17 protein-coding genes and 1 tRNA gene are annotated in these 22,644 nt (G+C 60.2%); 7 read left to right on the top strand and 11 right to left on the bottom strand.

What is annotated here, in order from left to right:
- Positions 1–20: 20 nt before the first annotated feature.
- Positions 21–707 (bottom strand): peptidoglycan DD-metalloendopeptidase family protein, encoded by a 687-nt coding sequence (locus IEW18_RS12995; protein WP_188558292.1) that lies wholly within the window; start codon positions 705–707, stop codon positions 21–23.
- Between the two features lie 252 nt (positions 708–959).
- Here IEW18_RS12995 and IEW18_RS13000 point away from each other — a divergent pair, with 252 nt between their 5' ends.
- Positions 960–2,066 carry a ferredoxin--NADP reductase gene (locus tag IEW18_RS13000; RefSeq protein ID WP_188558293.1) on the top strand — a complete coding sequence of 369 codons (1,107 nt, stop codon included), beginning with the start codon at positions 960–962 and terminating at the stop codon, positions 2,064–2,066.
- A gap of 264 nt (positions 2,067–2,330) precedes the next feature.
- Positions 2,331–4,070: a M3 family oligoendopeptidase gene (locus tag IEW18_RS13005; protein WP_188558294.1), complete on the top strand. Its 1,740-nt coding sequence runs from the start codon at positions 2,331–2,333 to the stop codon at positions 4,068–4,070.
- 262 nt (positions 4,071–4,332) lie between these two features.
- Here IEW18_RS13005 and IEW18_RS13010 read toward each other — a convergent pair whose 3' ends face one another.
- The gene (locus IEW18_RS13010; protein ID WP_188558295.1) at positions 4,333–4,920 is read right to left on the bottom strand and encodes a hypothetical protein; all 588 of its coding nucleotides are present in this window, start codon (positions 4,918–4,920) and stop codon (positions 4,333–4,335) included.
- 294 nt (positions 4,921–5,214) lie between these two features.
- Here IEW18_RS13010 and thiL point away from each other — a divergent pair, with 294 nt between their 5' ends.
- Positions 5,215–6,237 carry a thiamine-phosphate kinase gene (thiL, locus tag IEW18_RS13015; RefSeq protein ID WP_188558296.1) on the top strand — a complete coding sequence of 341 codons (1,023 nt, stop codon included), beginning with the start codon at positions 5,215–5,217 and terminating at the stop codon, positions 6,235–6,237.
- Between the two features lie 172 nt (positions 6,238–6,409).
- Here thiL and IEW18_RS13020 read toward each other — a convergent pair whose 3' ends face one another.
- The 4 genes from IEW18_RS13020 to IEW18_RS13035 all read right to left on the bottom strand — a co-directional run bounded on the left by IEW18_RS13020 (position 6,410) and on the right by IEW18_RS13035 (position 14,216).
- Positions 6,410–6,784, bottom strand: a complete 375-nt coding sequence (locus IEW18_RS13020; RefSeq protein ID WP_188558297.1) for a hypothetical protein — start codon at positions 6,782–6,784, stop codon at positions 6,410–6,412.
- 6 nt (positions 6,785–6,790) lie between these two features.
- The gene (locus IEW18_RS13025) at positions 6,791–7,213 is read right to left on the bottom strand and encodes a hypothetical protein (RefSeq protein WP_229728728.1); all 423 of its coding nucleotides are present in this window, start codon (positions 7,211–7,213) and stop codon (positions 6,791–6,793) included.
- Positions 7,214–7,243: 30 nt separating this feature from the next.
- The gene (rlmD, locus tag IEW18_RS13030) at positions 7,244–8,653 is read right to left on the bottom strand and encodes a 23S rRNA (uracil(1939)-C(5))-methyltransferase RlmD (RefSeq protein ID WP_188558299.1); all 1,410 of its coding nucleotides are present in this window, start codon (positions 8,651–8,653) and stop codon (positions 7,244–7,246) included.
- Between the two features lie 451 nt (positions 8,654–9,104).
- On the bottom strand, positions 9,105–14,216 hold the full coding sequence (locus IEW18_RS13035) for a PKD-like domain-containing protein (protein WP_188558300.1): 5,112 nt from the start codon (positions 14,214–14,216) through the stop codon (positions 9,105–9,107).
- Between the two features lie 827 nt (positions 14,217–15,043).
- Here IEW18_RS13035 and IEW18_RS13040 point away from each other — a divergent pair.
- Positions 15,044–15,850, top strand: a complete 807-nt coding sequence (locus IEW18_RS13040) for an SDR family oxidoreductase (protein ID WP_188558301.1) — start codon at positions 15,044–15,046, stop codon at positions 15,848–15,850.
- An 84-nt stretch (positions 15,851–15,934) separates the two neighbouring features.
- Here IEW18_RS13040 and IEW18_RS13045 read toward each other — a convergent pair whose 3' ends face one another.
- Complete coding sequence (locus IEW18_RS13045) at positions 15,935–16,459, bottom strand: SH3 domain-containing protein (protein WP_188558302.1); 525 nt, start codon at positions 16,457–16,459, stop codon at positions 15,935–15,937.
- Positions 16,460–16,733: 274 nt separating this feature from the next.
- On the opposite strand from IEW18_RS13045, the gene IEW18_RS13050 reads away from it, so the two are divergent.
- A tRNA-Lys gene (locus IEW18_RS13050) sits at positions 16,734–16,809 on the top strand.
- A gap of 117 nt (positions 16,810–16,926) precedes the next feature.
- Here the strand turns inward: IEW18_RS13050 and IEW18_RS13055 are convergent.
- Both IEW18_RS13055 and IEW18_RS13060 read right to left on the bottom strand, forming a co-directional pair.
- A complete protein-coding gene (locus IEW18_RS13055) occupies positions 16,927–17,988 on the bottom strand; it encodes a Brp/Blh family beta-carotene 15,15'-dioxygenase (protein ID WP_188558303.1) in 1,062 nt (353 codons plus the stop codon).
- Positions 17,989–18,086: 98 nt separating this feature from the next.
- On the bottom strand, positions 18,087–18,506 hold the full coding sequence (locus IEW18_RS13060) for a response regulator (RefSeq protein ID WP_188558304.1): 420 nt from the start codon (positions 18,504–18,506) through the stop codon (positions 18,087–18,089).
- A gap of 385 nt (positions 18,507–18,891) precedes the next feature.
- On the opposite strand from IEW18_RS13060, the gene IEW18_RS13065 reads away from it, so the two are divergent.
- Together IEW18_RS13065 and IEW18_RS13070 are read left to right on the top strand one after the other, a co-directional pair.
- On the top strand, positions 18,892–20,397 hold the full coding sequence (locus tag IEW18_RS13065; RefSeq protein ID WP_188558305.1) for a sensor histidine kinase: 1,506 nt from the start codon (positions 18,892–18,894) through the stop codon (positions 20,395–20,397).
- Positions 20,384–20,779, top strand: coding sequence for a response regulator (locus IEW18_RS13070; protein ID WP_188558306.1), 396 nt, complete (start codon positions 20,384–20,386; stop codon positions 20,777–20,779). Before IEW18_RS13065 ends, IEW18_RS13070 begins: the two co-directional genes overlap by 14 nt.
- 28 nt (positions 20,780–20,807) lie before the next feature.
- On the opposite strand, the gene IEW18_RS13075 is transcribed toward IEW18_RS13070, so the two are convergent.
- Both IEW18_RS13075 and IEW18_RS13080 read right to left on the bottom strand, forming a co-directional pair.
- Entirely contained in the window at positions 20,808–21,335 is a 528-nt protein-coding gene (locus tag IEW18_RS13075) for a CAP domain-containing protein (RefSeq protein ID WP_188558307.1), read from the bottom strand.
- 201 nt (positions 21,336–21,536) lie between these two features.
- Entirely contained in the window at positions 21,537–22,520 is a 984-nt protein-coding gene (locus tag IEW18_RS13080; protein WP_188558308.1) for a lipid A deacylase LpxR family protein, read from the bottom strand.
- Positions 22,521–22,644 lie beyond the last annotated feature (124 nt).

The following is a 22,644-nucleotide window of genomic DNA, read 5'->3' on the forward strand; positions in this document are numbered from 1 at the left end:
AACCTTACCAGAGCAACCGATTACAGCCACTGGCTCTGCAAAATCAGGTTAGGATCGGGGCAGAGGGCAGCCCATTTCTCCCGTTCCTCCACTAATCCTACCCCTGGAAAGTCGCCGGAACGGCCTTCTAGGTCGGCAATGACTTGGAAGTGCAAGTGAGGCGGCCAGTCGCCATTTTCGGGGGCGGGGCCTACCTCCGTAAAGGTGTCGCCTTTTTCAATACGCATGCCGGGACGCAGGAGCAGGGTTTCGCGGCGGGTAAGGTGACCGTAGAGAGTGTAAAAGGTGGTGCTTTCGAGCTGGTGTTGCAGAATGACAGTGGGGCCGTAGTCGCCGAAGTTGTCGTTGTCCTGCACGCTGTGCACCACTGCATCCAGGGGGGCTAGCACGGGCGTACCGGCGCGCAACCACACATCTACGCCCAGATGCAGGGAGCGGGCGGGAACGGCCGGGTCGCCGAACAGACCGGGGCTGCGGCGGTAGATAACCCGGTTTTCCAGGTAGCCGCCTACCCCAATGTGCGCGTTTTGAGCCGCCAGCAGCCGTGCCACCAGTTCCTCAAACGCGGGCGTATCGCGCAGGTCGGCGTGCTGGAGCAGCGGATTGGCAGCCGTGAAATCGAGGCGGGCTACATCGGGGGCGCTCAGGTCTACGGGCAGAACCGGGCCGAATTCGTGCTGATGACGTTCGAGCAGGGAAGCAAGCATGGGAAAGAAAGTCAGAGAGTAGCACCCCGCCGGGCCGGGTGCCAAGGGAAAAATCAGGTGGAAGGACGACCAACAGCTGCGCGCTAAACTTTAGGCTGCCTGGGCGGGTAGTACGTGGTACGAAGCCGCTGCCCCAGGTAGCCGCAAGATTTTGTACGTAGCATCAACGCGGCGCAAGCTACGGCGTACGCCACATTATCCCGTATTTTCGCCCTTTATTCAGCCCAGACTTTCAGTCCCAAGTCCCCCTCCATGAGCAGTGCCTACCTAACGCTTACGGTTGTTGAGCTAACCCAGGAAACGCCCGATGCCGTTACCATTCACTTCGAACGTCCCGACCGTCAGGCAGTTGCCTGCCAGCCCGGCCAGTTTCTGACGTTGATTTTACCCTGTGGCCCCGGCGGCAAAAAGGAGCGCCGGGCTTATTCCCTGAGCAGTACCCCCGCGGAAGCGCCGCGCCTGGCCGTCACGGTGAAGCGCGTAGCCGGGGGCCTAGTCAGCAACTACCTGCTCGATACCGTGCGCGTGGGGCAGCAGCTGGAAGTAATGGCCCCGCTCGGCAACTTCACGCTGGTGCCCCAGCCTAAGTCGGCCCGCTCCATTGTGCTGGTAGGGGCTGGCTCGGGTATCACGCCCCTGATGAGCATGCTCAAGGCAGTGCTGCGCGAGGAACCCCAGAGCCACGTGCTGCTGGTATATGGCAACCGCAACGAAGAAGCGGTGATTTTTGCCAACCAACTGCGCCAGCTAGAGCAGCAGTACGCCAGCCGCTTCCAAGTGGAATACGTGTACAGCCAACCCAAAAACCCCACAAGCGGGCACCGGCACACCGGCCGCCTTAACCGCACCATGCTGCTGCGCATTCTGGAGCAGCGGCACCAGTTCCCGGCGGCCCAGGCCGAGTATTTCCTCTGCGGCCCCGATGGGCTGATGGTGGAGGCCCAGGCGGCGCTGGAGCTGCTCGGGGTGCCGGCCAGCCGCATCCGCCGCGAGAGTTTTGTGGCCGCGGCCGATGCTTCCGAAACGGCCGCCGCCCAGCCCAGCGGCCACGGCGACGTGTCGACGGCGCCCGATGACAAGCCCGGTTCGTATACTGTCACCATCAACTACGAAGGGTCGGAATACCAGTTCCCGGTGGCGCCCAGCCAAACTATTCTGGAGGCTGCCCTCGACCAGGACATTGATTTGCCTTATTCCTGCCAGGCGGGGCTGTGCACCGCCTGCCGGGGAAAGTGTCTCTCGGGCAAGGTGCACCTGGATGAGCGGGAAGGCTTATCGGATGCGGAAATAAAGCAGGGCTACGTGCTGACCTGCGTAGGCCATCCGCTCACCAGCGACGTAGTAATCGAAATTGACTAACCACTTGCTGCCAGTTGTGCGCTCGGGAAAAATAAATCTATATTCTCGAGCTTACCCCGGCGGCGCGTACCGCATAGGTTACCCGCTGAGCGCGGCCGCGCTGCGTGCCCGGGGCTAAGTAACTACCTAACAAACTGAAAGCGGTAGAACTGTTCTGTGAGCAAGCAACATTATGTTGCTACATTGTTCAAACTTGCGAAGCCCGTTTCTAGTAGTACCTTCTCCTGCTACTACTGCGGTCCGCTTCTTCTTTCTGATTCAATTATGACATACTCCGCTCCCGCGGCCGAGCTGGCAACTGAAACCCAGCGGCCGCCCCGGCATTATCTTCCTGAGTCGTTTACCGTTACGGATTGGGAAGCCATTGAACCCTTCTTCATTGAACTGCGCGACCGGGCCATTCCCTCGGCCCAGGAGCTGGAGCAGTGGCTGCTGAACCGCTCGGAGCTGGAAGCGGTACTGAGCGAGGATTTGGCCTGGCGCTACATCCGCATGACCTGCGACACCCAGGACCAGGCCCAGGCGGAAGCGTTCCAGTATTTCGTGAGCGAAATAGAACCCAACGTGGCGCCCTACGACCACGCCCTGAACGAGAAGATGATGGCCTCCCCGTTCCTGGACGAGCTGGACCCGGCCCGCTACCGGGTTTTTGTGCGCTCGGTGCGGCAGGCCCTGGAAATCTACCGGGCCGAGAACATTCCGCTCAAAACCGAAATCAGCACCAAGCAGCAGCAGTACGCGGCCATTGCCGGCGCCATGACGGTGACGCTGGATGGCGAAGAACTGACCCTGCCCCGGGCTGCTGACCGCCTTAAAAGCCCCGACCGCACCGTACGGGAGCAGGCTTGGCGCGCCATTCAGGAGCGCCGCCTGCAAGATGCGCAACCCCTGGACGTGCTCTATACCGAGCTTATTCAGCTACGCGACCAAGTAGCGCGCAACGCGGGCTTTCCCAACTTCCGCGACTACATGTTTGCGGCCCTGGGTCGTTTCGACTACACCCCCCAGGATACCTTTAACTTCCATCAGGCCATCCGCGAAACCGTGGTGCCCCTGATTGATGACCTGGACTTGGAGCGGCGCCAGGATTTGGCCCTGCCCGAGTTGCGCCCCTGGGACCTGGACGTGGACGTGTCGGGCAAGGCGCCGCTGCGGCCGTTTGAGACGGGGGAGGAATTGCTGGAGAAAACCGTCACGGTGTTCGACCGCCTTGACCTCTTCCTGGGTCAGTGCCTGCGCACCATGCGCGACATGGGCAACCTCGACCTGGAATCCCGCAAGGGCAAGGCCCCGGGCGGCTACAACTACCCCCTGGACGAAACCGGCGTGCCGTTCATTTTCATGAACGCCACCTCCTCCCTGCGCGACGTGGTAACTATGCTGCACGAGGGCGGCCACGCCGTGCATAGCTTCCTGACCCGCCGCCTACCCCTCGGAGCCGACAAACACCCACCATCCGAAGTGGCCGAGCTGGCTTCCATGAGCATGGAACTGATCAGCATGGACCACTGGAACGTGTTTTTCTCGGATGAGGATGAGCTGCGCCGGGCCAAGAAAACCCACCTCGAAAGCGTGCTGGAAACCTTCCCCTGGGTAGCCACCATTGATAAATTTCAGCACTGGGTATACGAAAACCCAAGCCACACGCTGGCCGAGCGCCACCAGCACTGGACGCGCATCTTCGATGAGTTCAACCAGCGGACCGTAAGCTGGCAGGGGCTGGAGCACGCCAAGCCCTACCTCTGGCAAAAGCAGCTGCACCTGTACGAGGTGCCGTTCTACTACATTGAGTACGCCATGGCTCAGCTTGGAGCCATTGCCGTATGGCGCAACTTCCGCCAGAATCCCGCGGCTGCTCTGCAGGGCTATCAGCGCGCTTTGGCCCTGGGCTACACCGCCCCTATTGGCGAAATCTACGCCGCGGCCGGTATCCGTTTTGATTTCAGCACGGAGTACCTGCGCACCCTCGCCGATTTCGTGCGCGACGAAATGGCCAAGCTCTAAGTAAGAGTCTGTACCTACGCAAACAGGGGCCGCCGAAACACTTCGGCGGCCCCTGTTTGCGTAGGCAGTCTACGCGCTTGCTTCCAGTTGTTACTACTGTACTCAGCACGCCACGCTTAGATTGCGCGGCGGTAGCTAAAAAATCGTAGGCTGCCGTATGTCATTCCGAGTGGAGCGAGGAATCTGGGTCGAGCTTCAAAGGCTAACCCAGGTTCCTCGCTCCACTCGGAATGACATACGGCGTGAGGTTCGCCGCTACCGTCTAGTTCTGCAAGGTGAACAGGGGTAGGGGCTTGAGCTTGAGATACTTGCCGCCTAGCTGCTCCAGCTCGGCCGTGTGTACCTGTAAGTAATTGTTGAAGCGGCTCGCGGCCTGGTCGTAGCGGACGCGGAAGCTCACCAAATCCGCATCGGCCGACTGAATCTGGTCGGTGAGGGTTTTGACGGGCGCGGCGGGCTCCCGGTCGGCGGGCAGGGCCACGGCGTACACCACCCGCAGCAGGGAGTCCTGGGCCGCGTCGTAGGCATCAATCCGCGCCGATTCGGCCATGGTCTGCTGGTCGTAGCGGCGGCGCACCAGCCGGTCGTTGGCGTACTGCAGTTGGGCCAGCTGCGTGCGGTCGACGCCGGGCTGGGTGCTTAGTTCCCGCAGCAACTGGCTGGTGTCGCGCAGCTTGGCGTCATCGGAGGCTACCATTTCGCTCCAACGCGAGTCCACGGAATCCTGCAGGATGTCGAGCTGCACTTTCACGGCCTGGGCCGAAGCGGGGTCAATGCTTTTGGGGGTGCGGTTGCAGCTAATGGTAGTGAGGGTGGCCAGGGCCAGAAATAAGGACGTAAGACGCTTCATAGAAGAACAAAAGGGACTAGCAGTAGGCCAACGAATATTTCCCAAAAAACGCTCACCAAGCAAGCACAACTGCCGGAAATTATAGCCAGTGCAGGCTCTGCCAGGCGCCAGCAGCAACCGCAAAAACGCCGCCAGGTCCTTACACCCGCGCGCCTCGCCACCCGGCGCGGCCGGCCCCAACACCGCATCGGGCGTGTTCGTACTACCATCCGGCGGCGTACCTTTGCGCCCAGCTGACGCCACCCCGCCGGGGTAGCCGCGTCAGGCTTCTCCTTGTCTACCCTTATTGCCTCTATGACGCCCCTCGATAAAGTTGGCGAGTTCGGTTTGATCCGCCGGATTCAGGAAAACATTCAGCTTACTCAGCCCAGCACCATCCTGGGCATCGGCGACGACGCCGCTATTCTGGCCCCGCCCGCCGGGCAAGAGGTCGTTGTCAGCACCGATTTGCTGGTCGAAGGCGTCCACTTCGACCTCACGTTCTGCCCGCTCAAGCACCTGGGCTACAAAGCCGTGGCCGTGAACGTGTCGGATATTGCCGCCATGAATGCCCTGCCAACGCAATTGGTAGTGGCGCTGAGCGTGCCCTCCCGCTTTTCGGTGGAAGCCATTGACGAACTGTACCAGGGCATGCGCCTGGCCTGCGAGGCCTACAACGTGGACCTGGTAGGCGGCGACACCACCGCCAGCCGCTCGGGCCTGACCATTGGTATCACGGCCCTGGGGCAGGTAGCGGCCGGCCAGGCCGTGCGCCGCAGCGGAGCCGGTCCCAACGACCTGATCTGCGTAACCGGCGACCTGGGTGGAGCTTTCCTGGGTTTGCAAGTGCTGGAGCGCGAAAAGCAGGCCTGGCAGGCCGACCCCGAAACCCAACCGGAGCTGGAAAAATACCCCTACGTGCTTCAGCGCCAGCTCCGCCCCGAGGCCCGCATGGACGTAATCCACGAGCTGCGCGACCTGGGCGTGACGCCCACCAGCATGATTGACGTATCGGACGGGCTGGCTTCCGAAGTGCTGCACCTGTGCCAGGCCAGCGGCACTGGGGCCCGCATCTTCACCGAGAACCTGCCCATTGCCAACCCTACCCTGGAGGTAGCCGAGGAGTTCAACCTCGACCCCATCATGTGCATGCTCAACGGCGGCGAGGACTACGAGCTGCTGTTCACCGTGCCGCTCTCGGCCCACGACAAGCTCAAAAACCACCCCGACATTACCATCATCGGCCACATGGTCGACAAGAGCGAAGGCACCAACCTTATTACCAAAGCCGGCCAGCCTGTTCCGCTCCGGGCCCAGGGCTTCCAGCACTTCGAGTAGAAAACGTGCTGTGACGAGCAGCGCGACGCCATCCGTCCTTCACGCAGTGCTACCCCCTGACAAGTAACAAGCCCTTGACGCTACCATGCGTCAAGGGCTTGTTACTTGTCAGGGGGTAGCACTGCGTGAAGGACGGATGGCGTCGGTGCCCTCGCCATGACAAAGGTTTCGATTAATCCTCGGGGTAGGGGATGTACACGAAGTTGGTGAACTCCTCATCCAGCACAAACAGGCAGCAGTACTCGTCGGCGTCGCGGTAGGTTTGCTGGAAGGCCTCAATGCCCTCTTGCCCCACAATACCCTGCTGCACGAACAGCTCCAGGTAGCTGGCGAAAACGTGCCACTCCAGGTTTGCTTCGTCGGCGTTGATGAGCAGGCCGCCCAGCGGTACCTCCTGGCGGGCAAACACGAAGATGGGATATTTGGAAATATCCCGCTTGCGGATCTGGGAGGAAGCCTCGCTCAGCGTATCAGCCACAGTAGCAAAGTCCTTGGTGATGGTACCGAGGTACTTGCCGTTCAGTTCGGGGTCGTTGGTGTAGTCCATGTGTCGTTATTCAGTTTGGGTAGGTTTCCACAGCAAGTGAAATGATATTCCAAAGGCAAACCCATTAATAGCAGACAGTATCATCAGTACCTGGGTAACTGTGGTAGCGGATACAGAAGCCTCTCTGAAAATAATAGAAGAGAAAGAGAGGGTGAACATTGCCAAGCCGTAAAGGCCCATCAAAAATCCAAATGAAATAGTGTTTATCCTCAAGGCTAATAGCTTGATGTATTTTCTTGGTAACTGGATGCAGATAACGTTGCAAGCTAAGCTGGTGAACCAAGTAACTGTAGCAAGTAATAATGCTCCTCGTGTATCCGAAAATAGGCTTGTCTGGCTATCGACGAGCATAAGTGCAAACGCAGTGAGTTGCATAGCTGCCCAGCCAACAACAAGAGCAGTAAACGAGGCAAGGCTATAGCTCTGCACAACCTCTGGATTGATTACCAAACAGCACTATTACCGCAACTCCAGCAGCACCACATTCTCCACATGGTGGGTGTGGGGGAACATATCCACGGGCTGCACTTTCACCACTTTGTAGGCTTCATCGAGCAGTTCTAGGTCGCGGGCCTGGGTGCCGGGGTTGCAGCTGACGTACACGATGCGGGGGGCGCGCATTTCCAGCAGGCGGGCCACTACGTCGGGGTGCATGCCGGCGCGGGGCGGGTCGGTGATGACGACGTCGGGGCGGCCGTGCTTGGCAATGAACTCGGCGTTGAGCACGTCCTTCATGTCGCCGGCGTAGAACTCGGTGTTAGTCGTGCCGTTGATTTCAGAGTTGAGGTAGGCGTCCTTCACCGCCGACTCCACGTACTCCACACCCACCACGTGCCGGGCCTGGCGGGCTACGAAGTTAGCAATGGTGCCGGCCCCGGTGTAAAGGTCGTACACCAGCTCCGAGCCGGTGAGCTGGGCAAACTCGCGGGTGATTTTGTAGAGGTTGTAGGCGCCTTCCGAGTTGGTCTGGTAGAAGGATTTCGGCCCCACCCGGAACCGCAACCCTTCCATTTCCTCGTGAATGAACGGTTCTCCCTTGTAGCACACCACCTCCAGGTCGTGGAAGGTTTCGTTGCCCTTGTCGTTGAGCACGTAGTTCAAGGACGTAATCTGCGGAAACCGGTCCTGAATGTAATCCAGGAGGGGCAGCAGCGCGTCGTGGGCGTAGTAGCACTGCAGAATCACCATCAGGTCGCCGCTGTTGGCCGTCCGGATAATAAGGTTGCGTAGGAAGCCTTCCTGCGTTACCAGGTTGTTGAAAGGCAGGTCGTGCTCCAGGGCGTAGTCGCGGATGGCCAGGCGAATCTGGTTGCTGGGGTCAGGCTGCAGCCAGCAGTGGTTCACGTCCAGAATCTTATCGAAGCGGGCCGGCGTGTGGAAGCCCAGCACGCGCCGCTCGTAGTCGTGGCCGCTGTTGATTTGCTCGTTGGTTAGCCAGCCGTTGTGGCTAAAGGTGTATTCCAGCTTGTTGCGGTAGTACGTCTGGTCGGGGGAGGGCTGAATGGGCAGGATTTCCGGCAGGGCTACCTTGCCAATGCGCTGCAAGGTATCGGCCACCTGCTGGTGCTTGAACTTGAGTTGGGTTTCGTAGGCCAGGTGCTGCCACTTGCAGCCCCCGCAGGTACCAAAATGCTCACAGAACGGCGTTACGCGCAGGTCGGAGTACTTGTGGAAGTGCGTGGGCACGGCTTCCAGAAAGTTCTTCTTGGCCTTGGTCACCCGCAGGTCTACCACGTCGCCGGGCGCTACCTGGGTTACAAAAATGACCAGATTCTCGCGGCGCACCAGGCACTTGCCCTCGGCTACCATGTCGGTGATTTCGACCTCGCGGAGCAGTTCCGCCGGAATGTTTTTTACTGATTTCCTCACAAGGGCAAAGGTAATCAGGGATTCAGACGGATGTTGAGGATTCCCCGGATTTCGTGGGTTCACCAGGCAGTCAACCCCAATTCGTAAGCCCATGAAAGGTCGCAGGCATGTGCTTTCGAACAAGAGTAGCCTGCTGATCTGCCGACGGATAATTGCTCCGGAATTCTCGCTTTGCTGGGCATGGCGGGTTGCTAAACGGGCTACTTCACGGCCTGGATGGGGAAGGAACGGGTATGGAAACTACCGGACCAAACTCGCAGTGAAGGTTCTGGCGCAGGCGTTGCCCCGTACCACTAGCAGCGGACTTAGGTAAACAGAACGTGGGACAGGGCCAGTAGCGCCAATAGCTACCGCAAGCCTATGGTTAGCAGGAAGATAGAGCCGTAGTCAGGGTAAAAAAAAGCGCCGTCCGGATTTTTCCGGACGGCGCTTTTCAGTAGGGTATGGCTGGTTAGCGAGCAATTTCAAACCAGCCCTTGTAGCTGGTACCATTGTCGAGCTTGAAGAGGTAGTAGTACACCCCGTTGCCGCAGCCTTCGCCCCCGAAGGTGTTGCGGTAGTTGCGGGTTTCGTACACCTGCTTACCGTAGCGGTTGTACACCGAAAACGTGTTGCTGGGGTAAAGCTGCACGTTGTCAATAACCAGCACGTCGTTTTTGCCGTCGGCGTTGGGCGTAATAATATTATAGAAGCCCAGCTTGTTTTCGAACGTGACGCAGGCATCATTGGAGCTGGCCGTGCGAGCTACGGCATCGGTGCTGATGGCCTGCACCCGGAAGCACTGGCTGAAGCCCGACCGGCTGGAAGGCAGCGCGTACGTGAGCGTGGCGCCGCTGACCACGGCTATCTGCTCGGCCGTGCCGTTATCGGCCACGCGGCTTATCCGGTACTCCTGCACCGTAAAGCCCTGGTAGGCCGTCCAGCTAACCTGCACCGTGCCCTGCTGGCGGGTATCGGTTGCTTCGGCGGCGGTGGCTTTGGTCAGGATGGTGGTGTGCTGGGAGCTGCTCAGCAGCGTTCCGCAGGCATTGGTCAGGTCTACCCGATACTCGTAGGCCTTGGCATCAGCATCGGCGGTTTTATCCGTGAAGGAGGTGGCCGTGTTGGCCGCCGTGCCCACGGCCGTGAAGGCGGCGGTGCTACCGGCGTCGCGGCGCATAATGCGCACTTGGTTTGTATTGCCGGTATTATTAGGAACGGCCAGCGCCAGGGTTACGCTGCGGTCCTGAGCCGCGGCATCCACGGAAGCCGTAGCCAGGCTTACCGTGGCGTTGTCGGGCCGGATGGTGAGGATGGCCGCGCAGCTCTGGCTGGTCGTTTCCGTAACGCTTAGCGTCACGTTGCCGCTGCCCGCTGGCACGTCAAGCCGCACCGCGCTGGTGCCCTGCCCGCTCACGAGGGTAGCTCCGGTAACCGTCCACTGGTATTGGCCGCCCGGGAAGCTGGCCACGGAATAGGCCAGCCCCGTGCGGGCCTCGGGGCAGTAGCTGGCCGGACCGGCAATAGCCAGCGGTGCCACTACTTCAAAGGCTTTGGTGTACACCTGCCCTACGCATCCGTTGGCGTTGGTTTCCCGAATGGTGAGCGTGTAAGGCGTGGCGCTGGCGGCCGGAGCAGGCAGCGAAACTGTGTTACCGGTGCCCGTCAGGGTAGTACCATTCAGCGTGAAAGCGTAGGTAGAGGTAGTAGCGCCCGGCAGCGTAAAGCTTAGCGAAGTGGTACCGGCGCACACCCGGCTCGGGCCAGTGATGGCGAGGTTGGTGGCCGGACCGGGCAGCACGTTCACGTAAAGCGTGTCGCTCACGCCCCGGCAAATGCCACCGGCCGGATTGCTGGATTCCGTCACGACCAGCTTGGCCAGGCCAGGCCGGGTGAAGTTCACTTGAATGCTGGCCTGCGAAGTCGATACCTGGGTGCCGCCCACAACCTGCCAGGCGTACACCGAGCCGTTGGTAAACTGCGTCTGATACGTGAAGGGCCCGCCCGTCTGGCAGACTTGCACCGGACCCGTGGGCCGGGCCGTGGCCAGCTGCTGGTTGACGCGCACGGGCAGCACCACCGTATCGGAGGAGCAGCCGAAGGCGTTGAGCTGGAAGGCCTGCACGCTGGCCGTGGAGGAGGCCGCGCCCCAGTTAACGGTAATGGCGCTGGTGCCCTGGCCACTGGCCACGGTCCCGCCCTGCACCCGCCACTGGTACGCCGTGCCGCGCGGATTCCGGATGCTGTAAGCCACGCCCTGCACCGTGGGGCACACCGAAACGCTGCCCTGAATGCTGTCGGCTGCCGGGCGCGGGTTGATGGTCACGCGCACGGTGGAGGTAGCGGTGCAGTTCTGAGCCGTGGTGGCCGTGAGGGTGTAGGTCAGGGTCAGGGGCGCGGCCGTGCGGTTTACCGCCGTCAGCACGGGCCGGGCCGTGGCGGCCCCGCTCAGGCCCGTAGCCGGGCTCCACTGGTAGGAGTAACCCGGCAGCGCCGCCGTGCCCAGCGTAACTTGCTGGCCATCGCAGAGGGTAGCATCGGGGCCGGCCGCCGCCACCGCCGCGGGGTTTACCGTTACCCGCACGGTGCTCGTAGCCACGCAGCCGTTGGCCGTGGTGGCCGTGAGGGTAAATGTGTAGAGCTGCGGGGCGGCCGTGGTGTTCGTCAGGCTGAAAACGGGCTGGGCGGCGGTGGCGCTGCTCAGGCCCGTAGCCGGGCTCCACTGATACGTAGTGCCCACTACGGCTGCGGCGCCCAGAGTCGTGGTTTCCCCGGAGCACAAGGCACGGTCGGGGCCAGCCGTAGCTACGGCGGCCGGGTTTACCGTTACCCGCACGGTGCTGGTGGCTACGCAGCCGTTAGCCGTGGTGGCGGTAAGCGTGAAAGTGTACTCTTGCGGGGTAGTGCCCGTATTGGCCAGGCTGAACACCGGCTGGGCGGCCGTGCTGCTATTCAGGCCCGTGGCCGGGCTCCATTGGTAGGTCGTCCCAACCACGGGCGCGCTGCCCAAGGTGGTCGGCTCGCTGGAGCACACGGCCCGGTCGGGGCCCGCATTGGCTACCGCCGCCGGATTCACTGTTACGCGCACCGTGCTGGTCGCCGTGCAGCCCTGAGCCGTGGTGGCCGTGAGCGTGTAAGTGTATACCTGAGGGGCTGAGCTGGTGTTGGGCAAGCTGAACGTGGGCTGAGCGGCCGTCGTGCTGCTCAGGCCCGTGGCCGGGCTCCACGCGTAGGTAGTGCCCGCTACGGGGGCGCCCCCAAGGGTAGTAGCTTCCGCCGAGCACACGGCCCGGTCGGGTCCGGCCTCAGCCACGGCGGCGGGGTTTACCGTCACCTGCACAGTGCTGGTGGCCGTGCAGCCGGCGGCCGTTGTTACCGTAACCAGGTAGGAAAGCGTCTGGGCGGCTCCGGTCGTGTTGGTTGGTGTAAGCACGGGCTGAGCCGCAGTAGCGCTGCTCAGGCCCGTAGCGGGACTCCACTGGTAGGTAGAGCCGGCCAGAGCGGCCGAACCCAGCGTAACCGGCACTCCCGAGCAGGTAGTGCGGTTGGGGCCGGCGTCAGCTACGGCCACCGGATTCACGACCACCTGCACCGTGCTGGTGGCAAAGCAGCCGTTGGCAGTAGTGGCCCGCAGCGTATATGTAAAGGTCTGCGCGGCTCCCGTCGTGTTGGACAGGGTGAGAGTGGGTTGGGCTACCGTGGCACTGCTTAGCCCGGTGGCGGGGCTCCACTCGTAGGTGTAGCCAGCCAGGGCCGCCGTGCCCAGCGTAACCGGCGCCCCGGAGCAGGTAGCTTGGTTGGACCCGGCGTTGGCCACGGCCGTGGCCGTCACCGTTATGGTCACTTGCCGTGAGAAGGTGCACGTGCCATCGGTGCTTTGCACGGTGTAGGTCGTCGTTTGAGTGGGGCTAACCGTGATGCTGGCGCCGGTATAGGTCTGTCCGCCCCCAGTCCAAGTATAGGTCTGGCCCCCGCTGGCCGTCAGGGTAGTCGAGCCACCCAGGCAAATGCTCACGTTGGGGCTGGCCGTCAGGTTGCCCGCGGCGCGCAAATCCACCGCCTTAAACGCCGAATCAGTAGGGCAGCTCAGCACCGACAGGCCCTGTACCCGTAGGGAGCCCGCCGCGGCCGTGCCCCACAGCACCTGAACGGTGCGGCCCGTCGCGGAGCCCTGAATGGTGCCGCCGCGCACTACCCAACGGTAGGCCCCGGTAACGGGGCCCTGAGCGGTGTACGTGCGGGCCTGGCCCCGGTCGCACACCACGGAGTCGCCGGCAATGCGGTTGGGGCCACTGGCGCGCGTCACGGTAATGCGGAAAATCTCGGCAATGCTCTTGCTGCTACAGCTGTTATCCGACACGGTTACGACCACGTCGTAGGGGGTAGCGCGGGCATCGCCGCAACGCGAGGCAAACCGGAAGGCGCCGGTTACGGGGCTGGTTCCGCTCACGGAGGCTCCCCCAATGGGGGTACCGCTGGGGAGCGTGCCCTGGTTGTTGTTGAGGCTGGCGTTGAAAGGCCCGTTGCCATCGAGTAGCACGCTGTTCACCCGCATCACCAACGATTGGTTTTCGGGATCCGAGGCTACAATGTTGAAGCTTACGGTCTGGCCCTCCTCAATGGTATAGTCGCGGATGGATACGGAGGGCGAACTAAACACGGGGGCCTGGTTGGGCTGGCACACCCTGGAAACCAGCTGAATATCGCGCCGGGTAGTGCCCACCAGTACTTCGCGCCCGTTTACGGTTCGGTACTCTTTTACGTCCACGGCCACCACAAACTTGCCCTGAATGCGGGTTGCGTACCGGCTCAGGCCGGTGCTGGCGTTCAGGGAGGCGAAACTACCCGCACCCGGACCAAACGGCTGGGTTTGGCTGTACCCCGAAGCGTAATCTACGGGTAGGGGTGGCGGGGTAAAGTTGCCGAAGGGCGGGCTACCCTGGTAGGGCGTCCCGAACGTGTACGTCAGCCGGTCGCCATCGGCGTCGTAGGCGTTGTTAAGAATAAGGCTGGTGTCGCCCTGGCAAATAACGGCCACTGCCGTATCGGAAAAAACCGGGGAAGTGTTGGGCAGCAGGGGTGGCGCAATGTCGGCGTAGAGCGTCATGTTCGTGCCCCCCGGGTTTAGCAGGTTGGTTACGTCCACGTTGCGCGAGGCATCGGTGTACACGGCATAATAGCCTTCAAACGAGTTCGGTAGGTTTACTACCGTCACGTATTTAGCCAGCGTGACGCGGGGCGGCCGGCTATTGGGCAGGGTACAGGTACCCGGCGAAGGCGGGGTAATCTCCACGAAGCTGGTGCGCGGCACAGTAACGGTCATGATGCGCGCCCCGTTCTGCGACTTATTGTAGAAGCTGATGTCGACGCTGAGGCGGCCGTCGGGCGCCACCGAGCCTGACTCCTTGTTCAAGTACACCAACACCGTAACCTGGTACCGGAAGGGGGCAGTAGTTGGTCCGTTAGCATCCAGATATTTATAGTTCATTTCGCCGCCCAGCAAGTGGGTAGCCGCGGCGGGCAGCGCCCCCACCGTAAGCCAGATTAACAGCAGGAAACAGGTGCGTAGTAAACGTGTTGGCATAGAATAAGGAAAGGAGACGAAAGAAAAGCAGGCAGGCTAGTGCCTTGGGGCTAAAACAAAGCGAAAAACGCAGGCCGGGCCCTTGGCACGGCAGTTCGTTGGGCGTGGCCCGCCAGGCATCGCACCACCGCGGTATCGGAGAAGGGAAGGAGAGGTCTGCGGCCGGTCCACCGCGCTGCGGTAGCAAACCCAGTAAGAGCGGGCGCGTGAGTAGAGCAGGCCGGAGAATAAGAGTAAGGGCGCCGCTGCCAGCAGAAGCAGCGGAAGCAGGTTGCACGAGTAGGCGTATTTACATAAGGCTATGGGCACATGAATGAATAGTAGTAATCTGCACTCTAACGACCGTTGCCCGGCCACTCACGATAGTACTTATCAGCTGGTTGGAAGCAAAAGTACCGCCTGCATCCCAATCCACCCAATGGTAAATTTCCGGCCGGCACAACCCATTCCTAGTAGACCGCCGCGCGTCGTTGTCACTTTGCCGGCAAGCTCGGCTGGCTGACTTCGCCAAAGAGTAATTTGGACAAGGGAAAGGAAGTAATTCGGCCCGCTGCGCTAGGTAGCCCCGGCCACAGCGGGTTTTTTCGCTCCGAACTACACGTAAAGGCTGGGGCATACGAAGCAAAATAAACACCGGCGAGACGTAGCTCGAAGATAGTGACAATAGCGTGATAAAATACAATTCGCGCGTCGGTTACGCCTCGTAACTCCTGCCGGGCACGCAGTGCGCTGGGGGTGGCCGGTGCTTGGTAGGAGCGCTACGCTGGCGGAAATACCCGTAGTTTTGCGGGCTTTCCAGCCGGAGAGCGTCTGGTTACTCCTTTTTCATGAAAGACAACGTAGTGCTTATTACGGGCGGAACCTCCGGCATTGGTCGGGCCACTGCTCTGGCATTTGGGCGGGCCGGCGCCCGCGTAGCCATTACCGGCCGCGACGAAGCCCGCTTGCAGGATACGGCCCGGGAGTTGGCCAGCCTCGGCGTTGCCCACCTGGCTATTCGGGCCGATGTCGGGGTAGAAGCCGATTCGGAGCGGGCCGTGCAGGAAACCGTGGCCACTTTCGGCCGCCTGGATGTGCTCATCAATAACGCGGGCATCAGCATGCGGGCCTTGTTTCGCGACGCCGACCTGGACGTTATCCGGCGCCTGATGCAAACCAACTTTTTCGGGACGGTGTACACCACCAAGTTTGCTTTGCCCCACATTACGCAGGCCAAAGGCTCCATTGTGGGCATCAGCAGCATTGCCGGCTACCGCGGCCTGCCGGGTCGGACGGGCTACTCCGCCTCGAAATTTGCCATGCACGGCTTTCTGGAGGCGCTGCGTACCGAACTGCTGCCCCAGGGCGTACACGTGCTGCTGGCCTGCCCCGGCTTCACGGCCTCCAACATCCGCAATGTGGCCCTGGCCGCCAACGGCTCGGCCCAGGGCGAGTCGCCGCGGAATGAGCAGCAGATGATGAGCAGCGAAGAAGTGGCCGAGCACCTGCTCCGCGCCGTGCAGCAGCGCCGCCGCGACCTGGTACTAACCAGCCAGGGCAAGCTCACGGTGTTTCTGAACAAGTGGCTGCCCGGCCTGGCCGATAAGCTGGTCTTAAATCATTTCCGCAAGGAAGAGCCCGACTTTACCCTCTAACTAGCTTGCACGCCACACGCTCCGCAGCCAGCCGTTTCCACCTGACAACGGCCGGCTTCAGCGTTATTACCTGCTAGAGCTACCTTATTCGACAATCAATAAATCGGGCCGGCGGATGTAGGCGTCGCGGCCCTGCCACTGCACACGGTACCAAATGTCCTGCTGGCCCTGCACCTCGAATCGGTCGCCGGCGGCGGCCGTCGTAAGCCAGGCGGAGCCCGCGCTAGGGCCGGCCATGAGCGGCGCCCTAGGCCGCGACACCAGCCCTACCCGTCCCGGACTCAGCAGATTCAGGAATAGGCCCAGCATCAGCAGATAGGTAGCGTACATGGCCCACCAGGCGCGGTCGGCCGTTCGGCGGCGCACCAGCAGCAGCGTGCCGCCGGCCACGGCCAATAGCAGCAGGACCTGCAACAGGCGGTAGTAGTAGCGCTGAATGGTAATGACCAGGTTTTGCCGCCAGGTATTGGGGTAGCCCGTCAGGCGGTGCTGCTGGGCCAAGTCCACCATTTTTTCCCAGGTAGCGTGCCGGGGCTGCCAGACCTGGGCTAGGCTCAGGTAGTAGAGTGCCGCCGGATAGTGCCCGAGGCCCTCCTGCGTATAGGCCATGCGCAACAGCTGCTGCGCCGACTGTACCCCGTCCTGTTCCCGTACGCGGCGATAGAGTGGGTAAGCCTGCTCTGGATGCCCTGTTTCAAACAGAGAATCAGCATGCAGAAGCCGCGGAGTAACTTTTTGGGCCTGAGCTGCTTGAAAAAGCAGGGCCCCAAAAAGGAAAAAAAGGAGGACTTTTTTTAGCAAAACAGTTGCACGGTTAACATCGGGCCTCTACTTTTGTGCCACAATCAGCGAAAAACGTTCGCCGGTTGCAAAGAAAAGAAATGATTCTGTAGCTCAGCTGGTAGAGCAATACACTTTTAATGTATGGGTCCTGGGTTCGAATCCCAGCGGGATCACCAACGCCCTGGTTGCAAGCTGCAGCCAGGGCGTTTTGTTTGCCAGAAATTAGGTCCGAATACTACTTGAGCAGCAGATGAGGTGTCTGGGCGCGTTGTTTAAACCCGGGCCGCTGGCTGTTAACTAGGAGTATGTTCTTTATAATCCTTCGAGCTATTCAGTAGCTGCTTGCTGGATGTAGTGCTGGGGCGCGCCTGCCACTTGGGTGCATCCATAACCAAGGTAACGAGCAAGGCATGAGGCACAGTCACGACGGAAGCCGCCAGAACCACCAGCCCCAACCAGGCATTCTGGGCAGGAAGCCAGTTGCTGCCCAACACGTACGCACCCGCTAGTAGCGCCAGACTGGCAGCCAGCATTGGCAACGCTCGTCGGGCAAAGAAAATCAGCCGTGTCCTCGCCCGGGCTGGCCCTGCCGCGTAGCCAAGTAAGGGGGCAAGGCGCAGAATGTGCTGCAAACTGTGCCAAAACACGAAATACACTCCCAGGGCCAACAAGGGGGGGCAGCTGCTAAACAAGCCCGCCAGCAACAGGGCCTCCCCCGCATCCCGGAGCCAGCGGGCAGGTAAGCGCTGCCAGGCAAAGTAGGCCCATAACCCCAGGTGCCCGGCCAGCACGCCTCCCAGCAGCCCCACCGTCAGCCCCGACCAGGCGCTGGGTAGGGTAGGCTGAGCGCCGGTAAGGAGCAGCAGGCCATTGACGTGCCGCACTGTTTCAGCGGGCCAGAAGTACGCAGGTAGCGCAAACAGCAGGGCCCCGCGAAGTAGGCTGTGTGCCAGCCAAGCGCCGCGCTGCGGGTGGGCCGGGGCATCGGCTGAGCCCCAGTGCCAGGCAGTTAGGGCAAAAAACAAGGCAGCCGCGACGCCCGGCCACTGCCACCACACCAGCCCAACGGCGCCGGCCAAGCCCAGGTAGCCGAGCCCAAACCGCACTTGGTAAGCCCAGCGCGGACCCCGAACCGGACGATACGCGGGCCACACCAACTGGTCGCAGGCGCCGTGGGCAATACCCAATCCGAGCAAGCCCAGCAGCAGCACCGGCCCTAGCACAGCGGTGGCATACACCGGAAACCGGACGAGCAGGCAGCAGGCAGCCACCAGCCCGTAGGAGCAAGCCTGCCCCAGGCTCAAGCCAGTAGAAACACCTTCTGCAGGCGGCGTGAGTATTGATACAAGATGCATAAATAAAGAAGCCGGCACCCCAGCCAGGAACTCACACCACACGGGCCACTAGTAACCTCGACCGGATAAGAACAGGAAATAACGAAGGAAAGCCAGGGCTACTCTTCCTGCAGCAAAAGCTGCATGCGGCGTATTCCCTCCTCGTTCAGAGGCTTGGTGAAAAATCCTTTTACCTCACTGTGATTCAGAATTTTATCTGAGTCGTCGGGATTGATCGAAGAAGTAAGGATAAAGATATTCATGGGGTGGGGCAGAGGGAGGGCGGCGCAAGCATCCAGAAACTCCCAGCCATCCATCAAGGGCATATCCAGATCCAGCAAAATCAGGTCGGGCAGCGGATCGCTTTGCTGCAGGGCCAGTTGCAGCTGATCAAACGCTTGCTGCCCGTTGCTGTAGGTCTGCACTTCGCTGCTCAGCAAGTTCTTTTTTACAATCAACTCTGAAATGACGGAGCTAATCCGGTCATTCTCAATAACGTACACTAGTTTAGGCGCTTTTGTCACGAATGAGTGAGACATGATGAGGATGGCGACAGATTCCGAAACAAGGGGGAGCATAAAGTTTCTATCGCCAATAAGATAGTGATCTGCCGATGCAGATCAAGAATTTATTGGAAAAAGATAACTGGACGGCCCAAGCTGGGAAAAATTCTCGATTTAGGATTAAAAATATGATAGTTCGCTATTTGTTTGAAAACAATGAGGTTATTTTGAGTTTACTATACAAAACAAAGAACTAACGCTGCTCCAGTACAGAGCCATAGGTTTCGTCCCGAAGGTAAAGCCGCCAACCTGCTACGCTACGTAGCTGCCTAAACTTATTTTTAAGCCTCTCACTCTGTAGCTCCTAACGCAATGCCCCCAAAACCATTTTTCGTCCAGTCTAACAAGCACGTATAAAACAATGAGTTATCTAGGAGAAGAGCTTCGTGCTTTACAGGCCTCGGACGAAACCGTTTTTGACTTTATTCAAGAATCTACGCTGGCTGGGCTGTGGTACTGGAATTTGGCAGGAGAAGAGGAGAAGTGGGCTACCCCCAAATTCTGGCGCACGCTGGGCTACGAGCCCGACGCGCAGTTCAACCAAGCCGCCGCCTGGCGCGCAGCCATCAGCCCTGATGAGGAAGTGGCCACGGCGGAGTACGTAGCAGCTTGCATTGCCGATCATTCGTACTCCTTCGACCAAGTAGTGCAGGCTACCTGTCACGATGGCTCGAAGGTGTGGCTGCACTGCTGGGGACTGGTGCTGCGCAACAGCTTGGGGCAGGCCTACCGCCTGCTGGGTGTATTAGTGGATATTACCCGGCAACGCAACGAGGAAATCAGTGCCCAGGAAGTTGCCAGCCATTATGGCGCCATCCTGGGCAACCAGTCGGTGTACATTATCCGGACTGATGCGCAGGGCAACTACACCTACGTGAACGATTTCTTTTACGAGCGTTTCGGGCTGGATAGCAAAATTATTGGCACCTCTTCCCTAATGAGCATCATTGAGGAGGACCGCCCTAAGTGCCTGGTAACGGTGGGGCTGTGCTTCACCGAGCCCAACGTGCCGCACCAAGTGATTTTGCGCAAGCCCTACCACGACCACTCAGTGAAATCCAACCACTGGGAGTTCAAGGGCATTCTGGATGGCAACGGGGAAGTTGTAGGAATCCAGTGCGTGGGCTACGATGTGACGCTGCTGGTTGATAACCTGGAGCGGTCCAAGCAGCTACTGGCCCTTACCAACCAGCAAAACGCCCGGCTGCAGAACTTTGCCTACATCATTTCCCACAACATTCGCTCGCACTCGGCCAACCTAACGGCGCTGGTGAAGTTTCTGCAAAATGCCACGGATGAAACCCAGGCCGCGATGTTTCTGGACATGCTCAAAACCAGCACCGACAAGCTGGCCGAGACCATCATTAACCTGAACGAAATTGTAACGGCCAACAGCATGGGCGTGCAGCCCAAGGAGATGCGCGGCCTACGCCAGGAGGTAAGCCGCACCCTGGAGGCCATGAACGTGCTGATTCACGAGAGCCAATTAACTGTTAACCTGAACATTCCGGAAGAAGTGACAGTACAGGTAGTACCCGCTTACCTGGACAGCATCCTGCTAAACCTGCTCAGTAACGCCATCAAGTACCGCTCGGCAAACGTTGCTCCGCAGCTCACGTTGGATAGCTACCGGGACGGCGACTACACTGTGCTGACCGTGGCAGATAACGGCCGGGGTATTGACATGGCACGCAACCAGAACAAGATTTTCGGGATGTACAAAACCTTCCACGACAATGAAGACGCGCGCGGACTGGGGCTCTTTATTATCAAGAACCAGATAGAGGCCATGAACGGCAAGATTGAAGTCGCCAGCGAAGTTGGCGTGGGCACTACCTTCAAAGTGTACTTTAGTGAAATTGTTTGATTTAGTGTATGTCATTGAGGACGACTTTATTACGTCCAAAATCACGGAGTTGTACCTGCAACAGCACGGGGCGTTCAAGCGGGTGCAGAAGTACAAAAATGGCCAGCCCGCCCTGGACGCGCTTCACCGCGCCTCCGACCAGCCTGCCAAGCTCCCTGATTTAATTTTGCTGGATTTGAACATGCCCGTAATGGACGGCTGGGAGTTTTTGGATGCGCTTTCGGCCGAGCATTTGGCCAAGCCAGTGCCCGTGTGCGTGCTCACCTCCTCTATTAACCCCGACGACATTAAAAGGGCCAACTCCTATAGCGCCGTGCAGGGCTATTTCATTAAGCCAATGGATGCCCACTTAGTTGATGAGATGGTGCAACTGCTAGCGTAATGGGCTCACTACCTTGTACGGCAGGACGCTAAATGCAAAACACCATGGAGTTCTGCAGCTCGTCGCCGTCGTAAATGGTGGCAATGCCAACTTTGGTGGGATGGGGGTCGAGCAAGGTTGCGTTGTGCTTGGGTGAATTCTGGTAAGCGCGCAGAATCTGGCCTTCTATGCTGCGGAGGTGGCCGGGCCGCATGCCCCGGAACCGGACGCAGTTCTCGTAGCCGTAGCTGACAAAGCCGCTGGCCTTCTCAAACTTGTGCCCGACGGCCGTCAGCCGCTCCCGGGGCGTGGGGTAGAGCGGGTGGTAGTGGCCGTGGGTGCGGTGGGTAAGGTTGTAAATAGCTTGCAAGCGGGCAGCCCGGCAGGCTGTTTCGCTGAGTACCAGGGGTGGTAAGCCGGCCCGTTGGCGGTAGGCATTGCACTGCCGGAGCAGTTCCCGGGTGGTATCTACGTCGGCCCATTTCTGAACGGGAACTGCAGCTTCCCGGCGCTCGGGCACAACAACGTTACTGAGCGACGTGAAGCACGTTAGCAGCAGTACACAAACGTAATTCATGAGGTACTAAGAAGGAAGATAAGAAGGAGAGCAGGCCCAGTTCAGCCTAAGGTGGCATAATCCTACCACGGCGCTTTGAGGCATCAGAATGCCATTGCAGCACCTGAACGGTTGTGGGGTTGCAAGTAGTATGCCAGGCCCCAGCCACCTAGTATAGCCGCGAGCAAAGGCCCCTCAGAACACGCAGAAAAAGCTGCTTTATCAGAAGGCAACTTGCACACCGAGGGTAGTCCAGCGGTGGGAACGGCCGCCCCGAAACTCGGGAGAAATCCATGTCAACGCACCTTCTATCCGTACGCCCGCGTACCCTAGGCCCACCGTGCTGGTGCTGCGCGCAAGGGCCCGACGAATGGCGGATGCGGGCAGTACGTACGGTGTGTGGCGGTTAAGTAGGCCCCCTTGTAGGGTAGCATTATAGCCCACCAGTCGGCCTTCAACCTGCGTCTGGGCGTAGGCCTGCAGCTGGCGCTGCCCGGCGCGATTGGCCCCCGTGACAACGCCCCACGACTCAAAAACCGAGGGCCGTTGCCCCAGCCGCAGGGTAGCGCCCGTTCCGGCGTAGGTTTGCAGCGTCCCCACCGACGCGCTGGCTTCCCCGTTAAAGTCCAGGAAGCGCCCCGCGGCCAGCAGTTGCTTTTCTACCCGGCCTTCATAGCCCAGCACCAAGTCGGTTTGCACTTGGTAGCCCCAGCCCCGCGGGGTGGGGGCCCCCAGCCATTTGTGCAGTTTAGTTTGAAAGCCCTTGGCTCCCGCTGCCGGTCCTATGAAGCCCACGTGCAGGGCGGTAGTTACCAGCAGGCGGCGGGCTGGGTGCCGGGCCACGCGCAGCAAGTCGGCGTAGATATAAGAAGCGTAGGGCCGGTCGCCAACCCGAATAAACGGGTCCTGAATGCGCAAGGGCGTAAACCCATCGTAGTGCAGCCGGATGCCGTGGTACAAGACGCTGCCGCGGGGTACGGGCCCCAGAATTCGGTTTACGGGCGAGTATCGTAGTGCCGGGCTTACCAGCAGCAGGGTCATGCCCTGGGTAAAGTAATAGTCTGTGCGTAAGAAAGCGTCGTTGGCAAAAGTGTAGGCCAGCAGCCGGTCGGGGCTGGTGCGGGTGCTGTCCGCGCGGCCCACCTGGGCATAGCCAGCGGAAGGGCCCGCCAGCAGCACTAATAAACCCAGCAAAAAACGCAGCATAGCAGAACAAGGATAGGAACGGGAAACCTACGCAGCCGCAACCAGGAGCGGGTTGCCCGCGTGAGCATTTACCGGATTTCCGGTTAAGGCTGCAGTACAATTGAATTAGGGCCGAGGAAATATC

The sequence above is a fragment of the Hymenobacter glacieicola genome, from assembly GCF_014640315.1.
GTDB lineage: Bacteria > Bacteroidota > Bacteroidia > Cytophagales > Hymenobacteraceae > Hymenobacter > Hymenobacter glacieicola.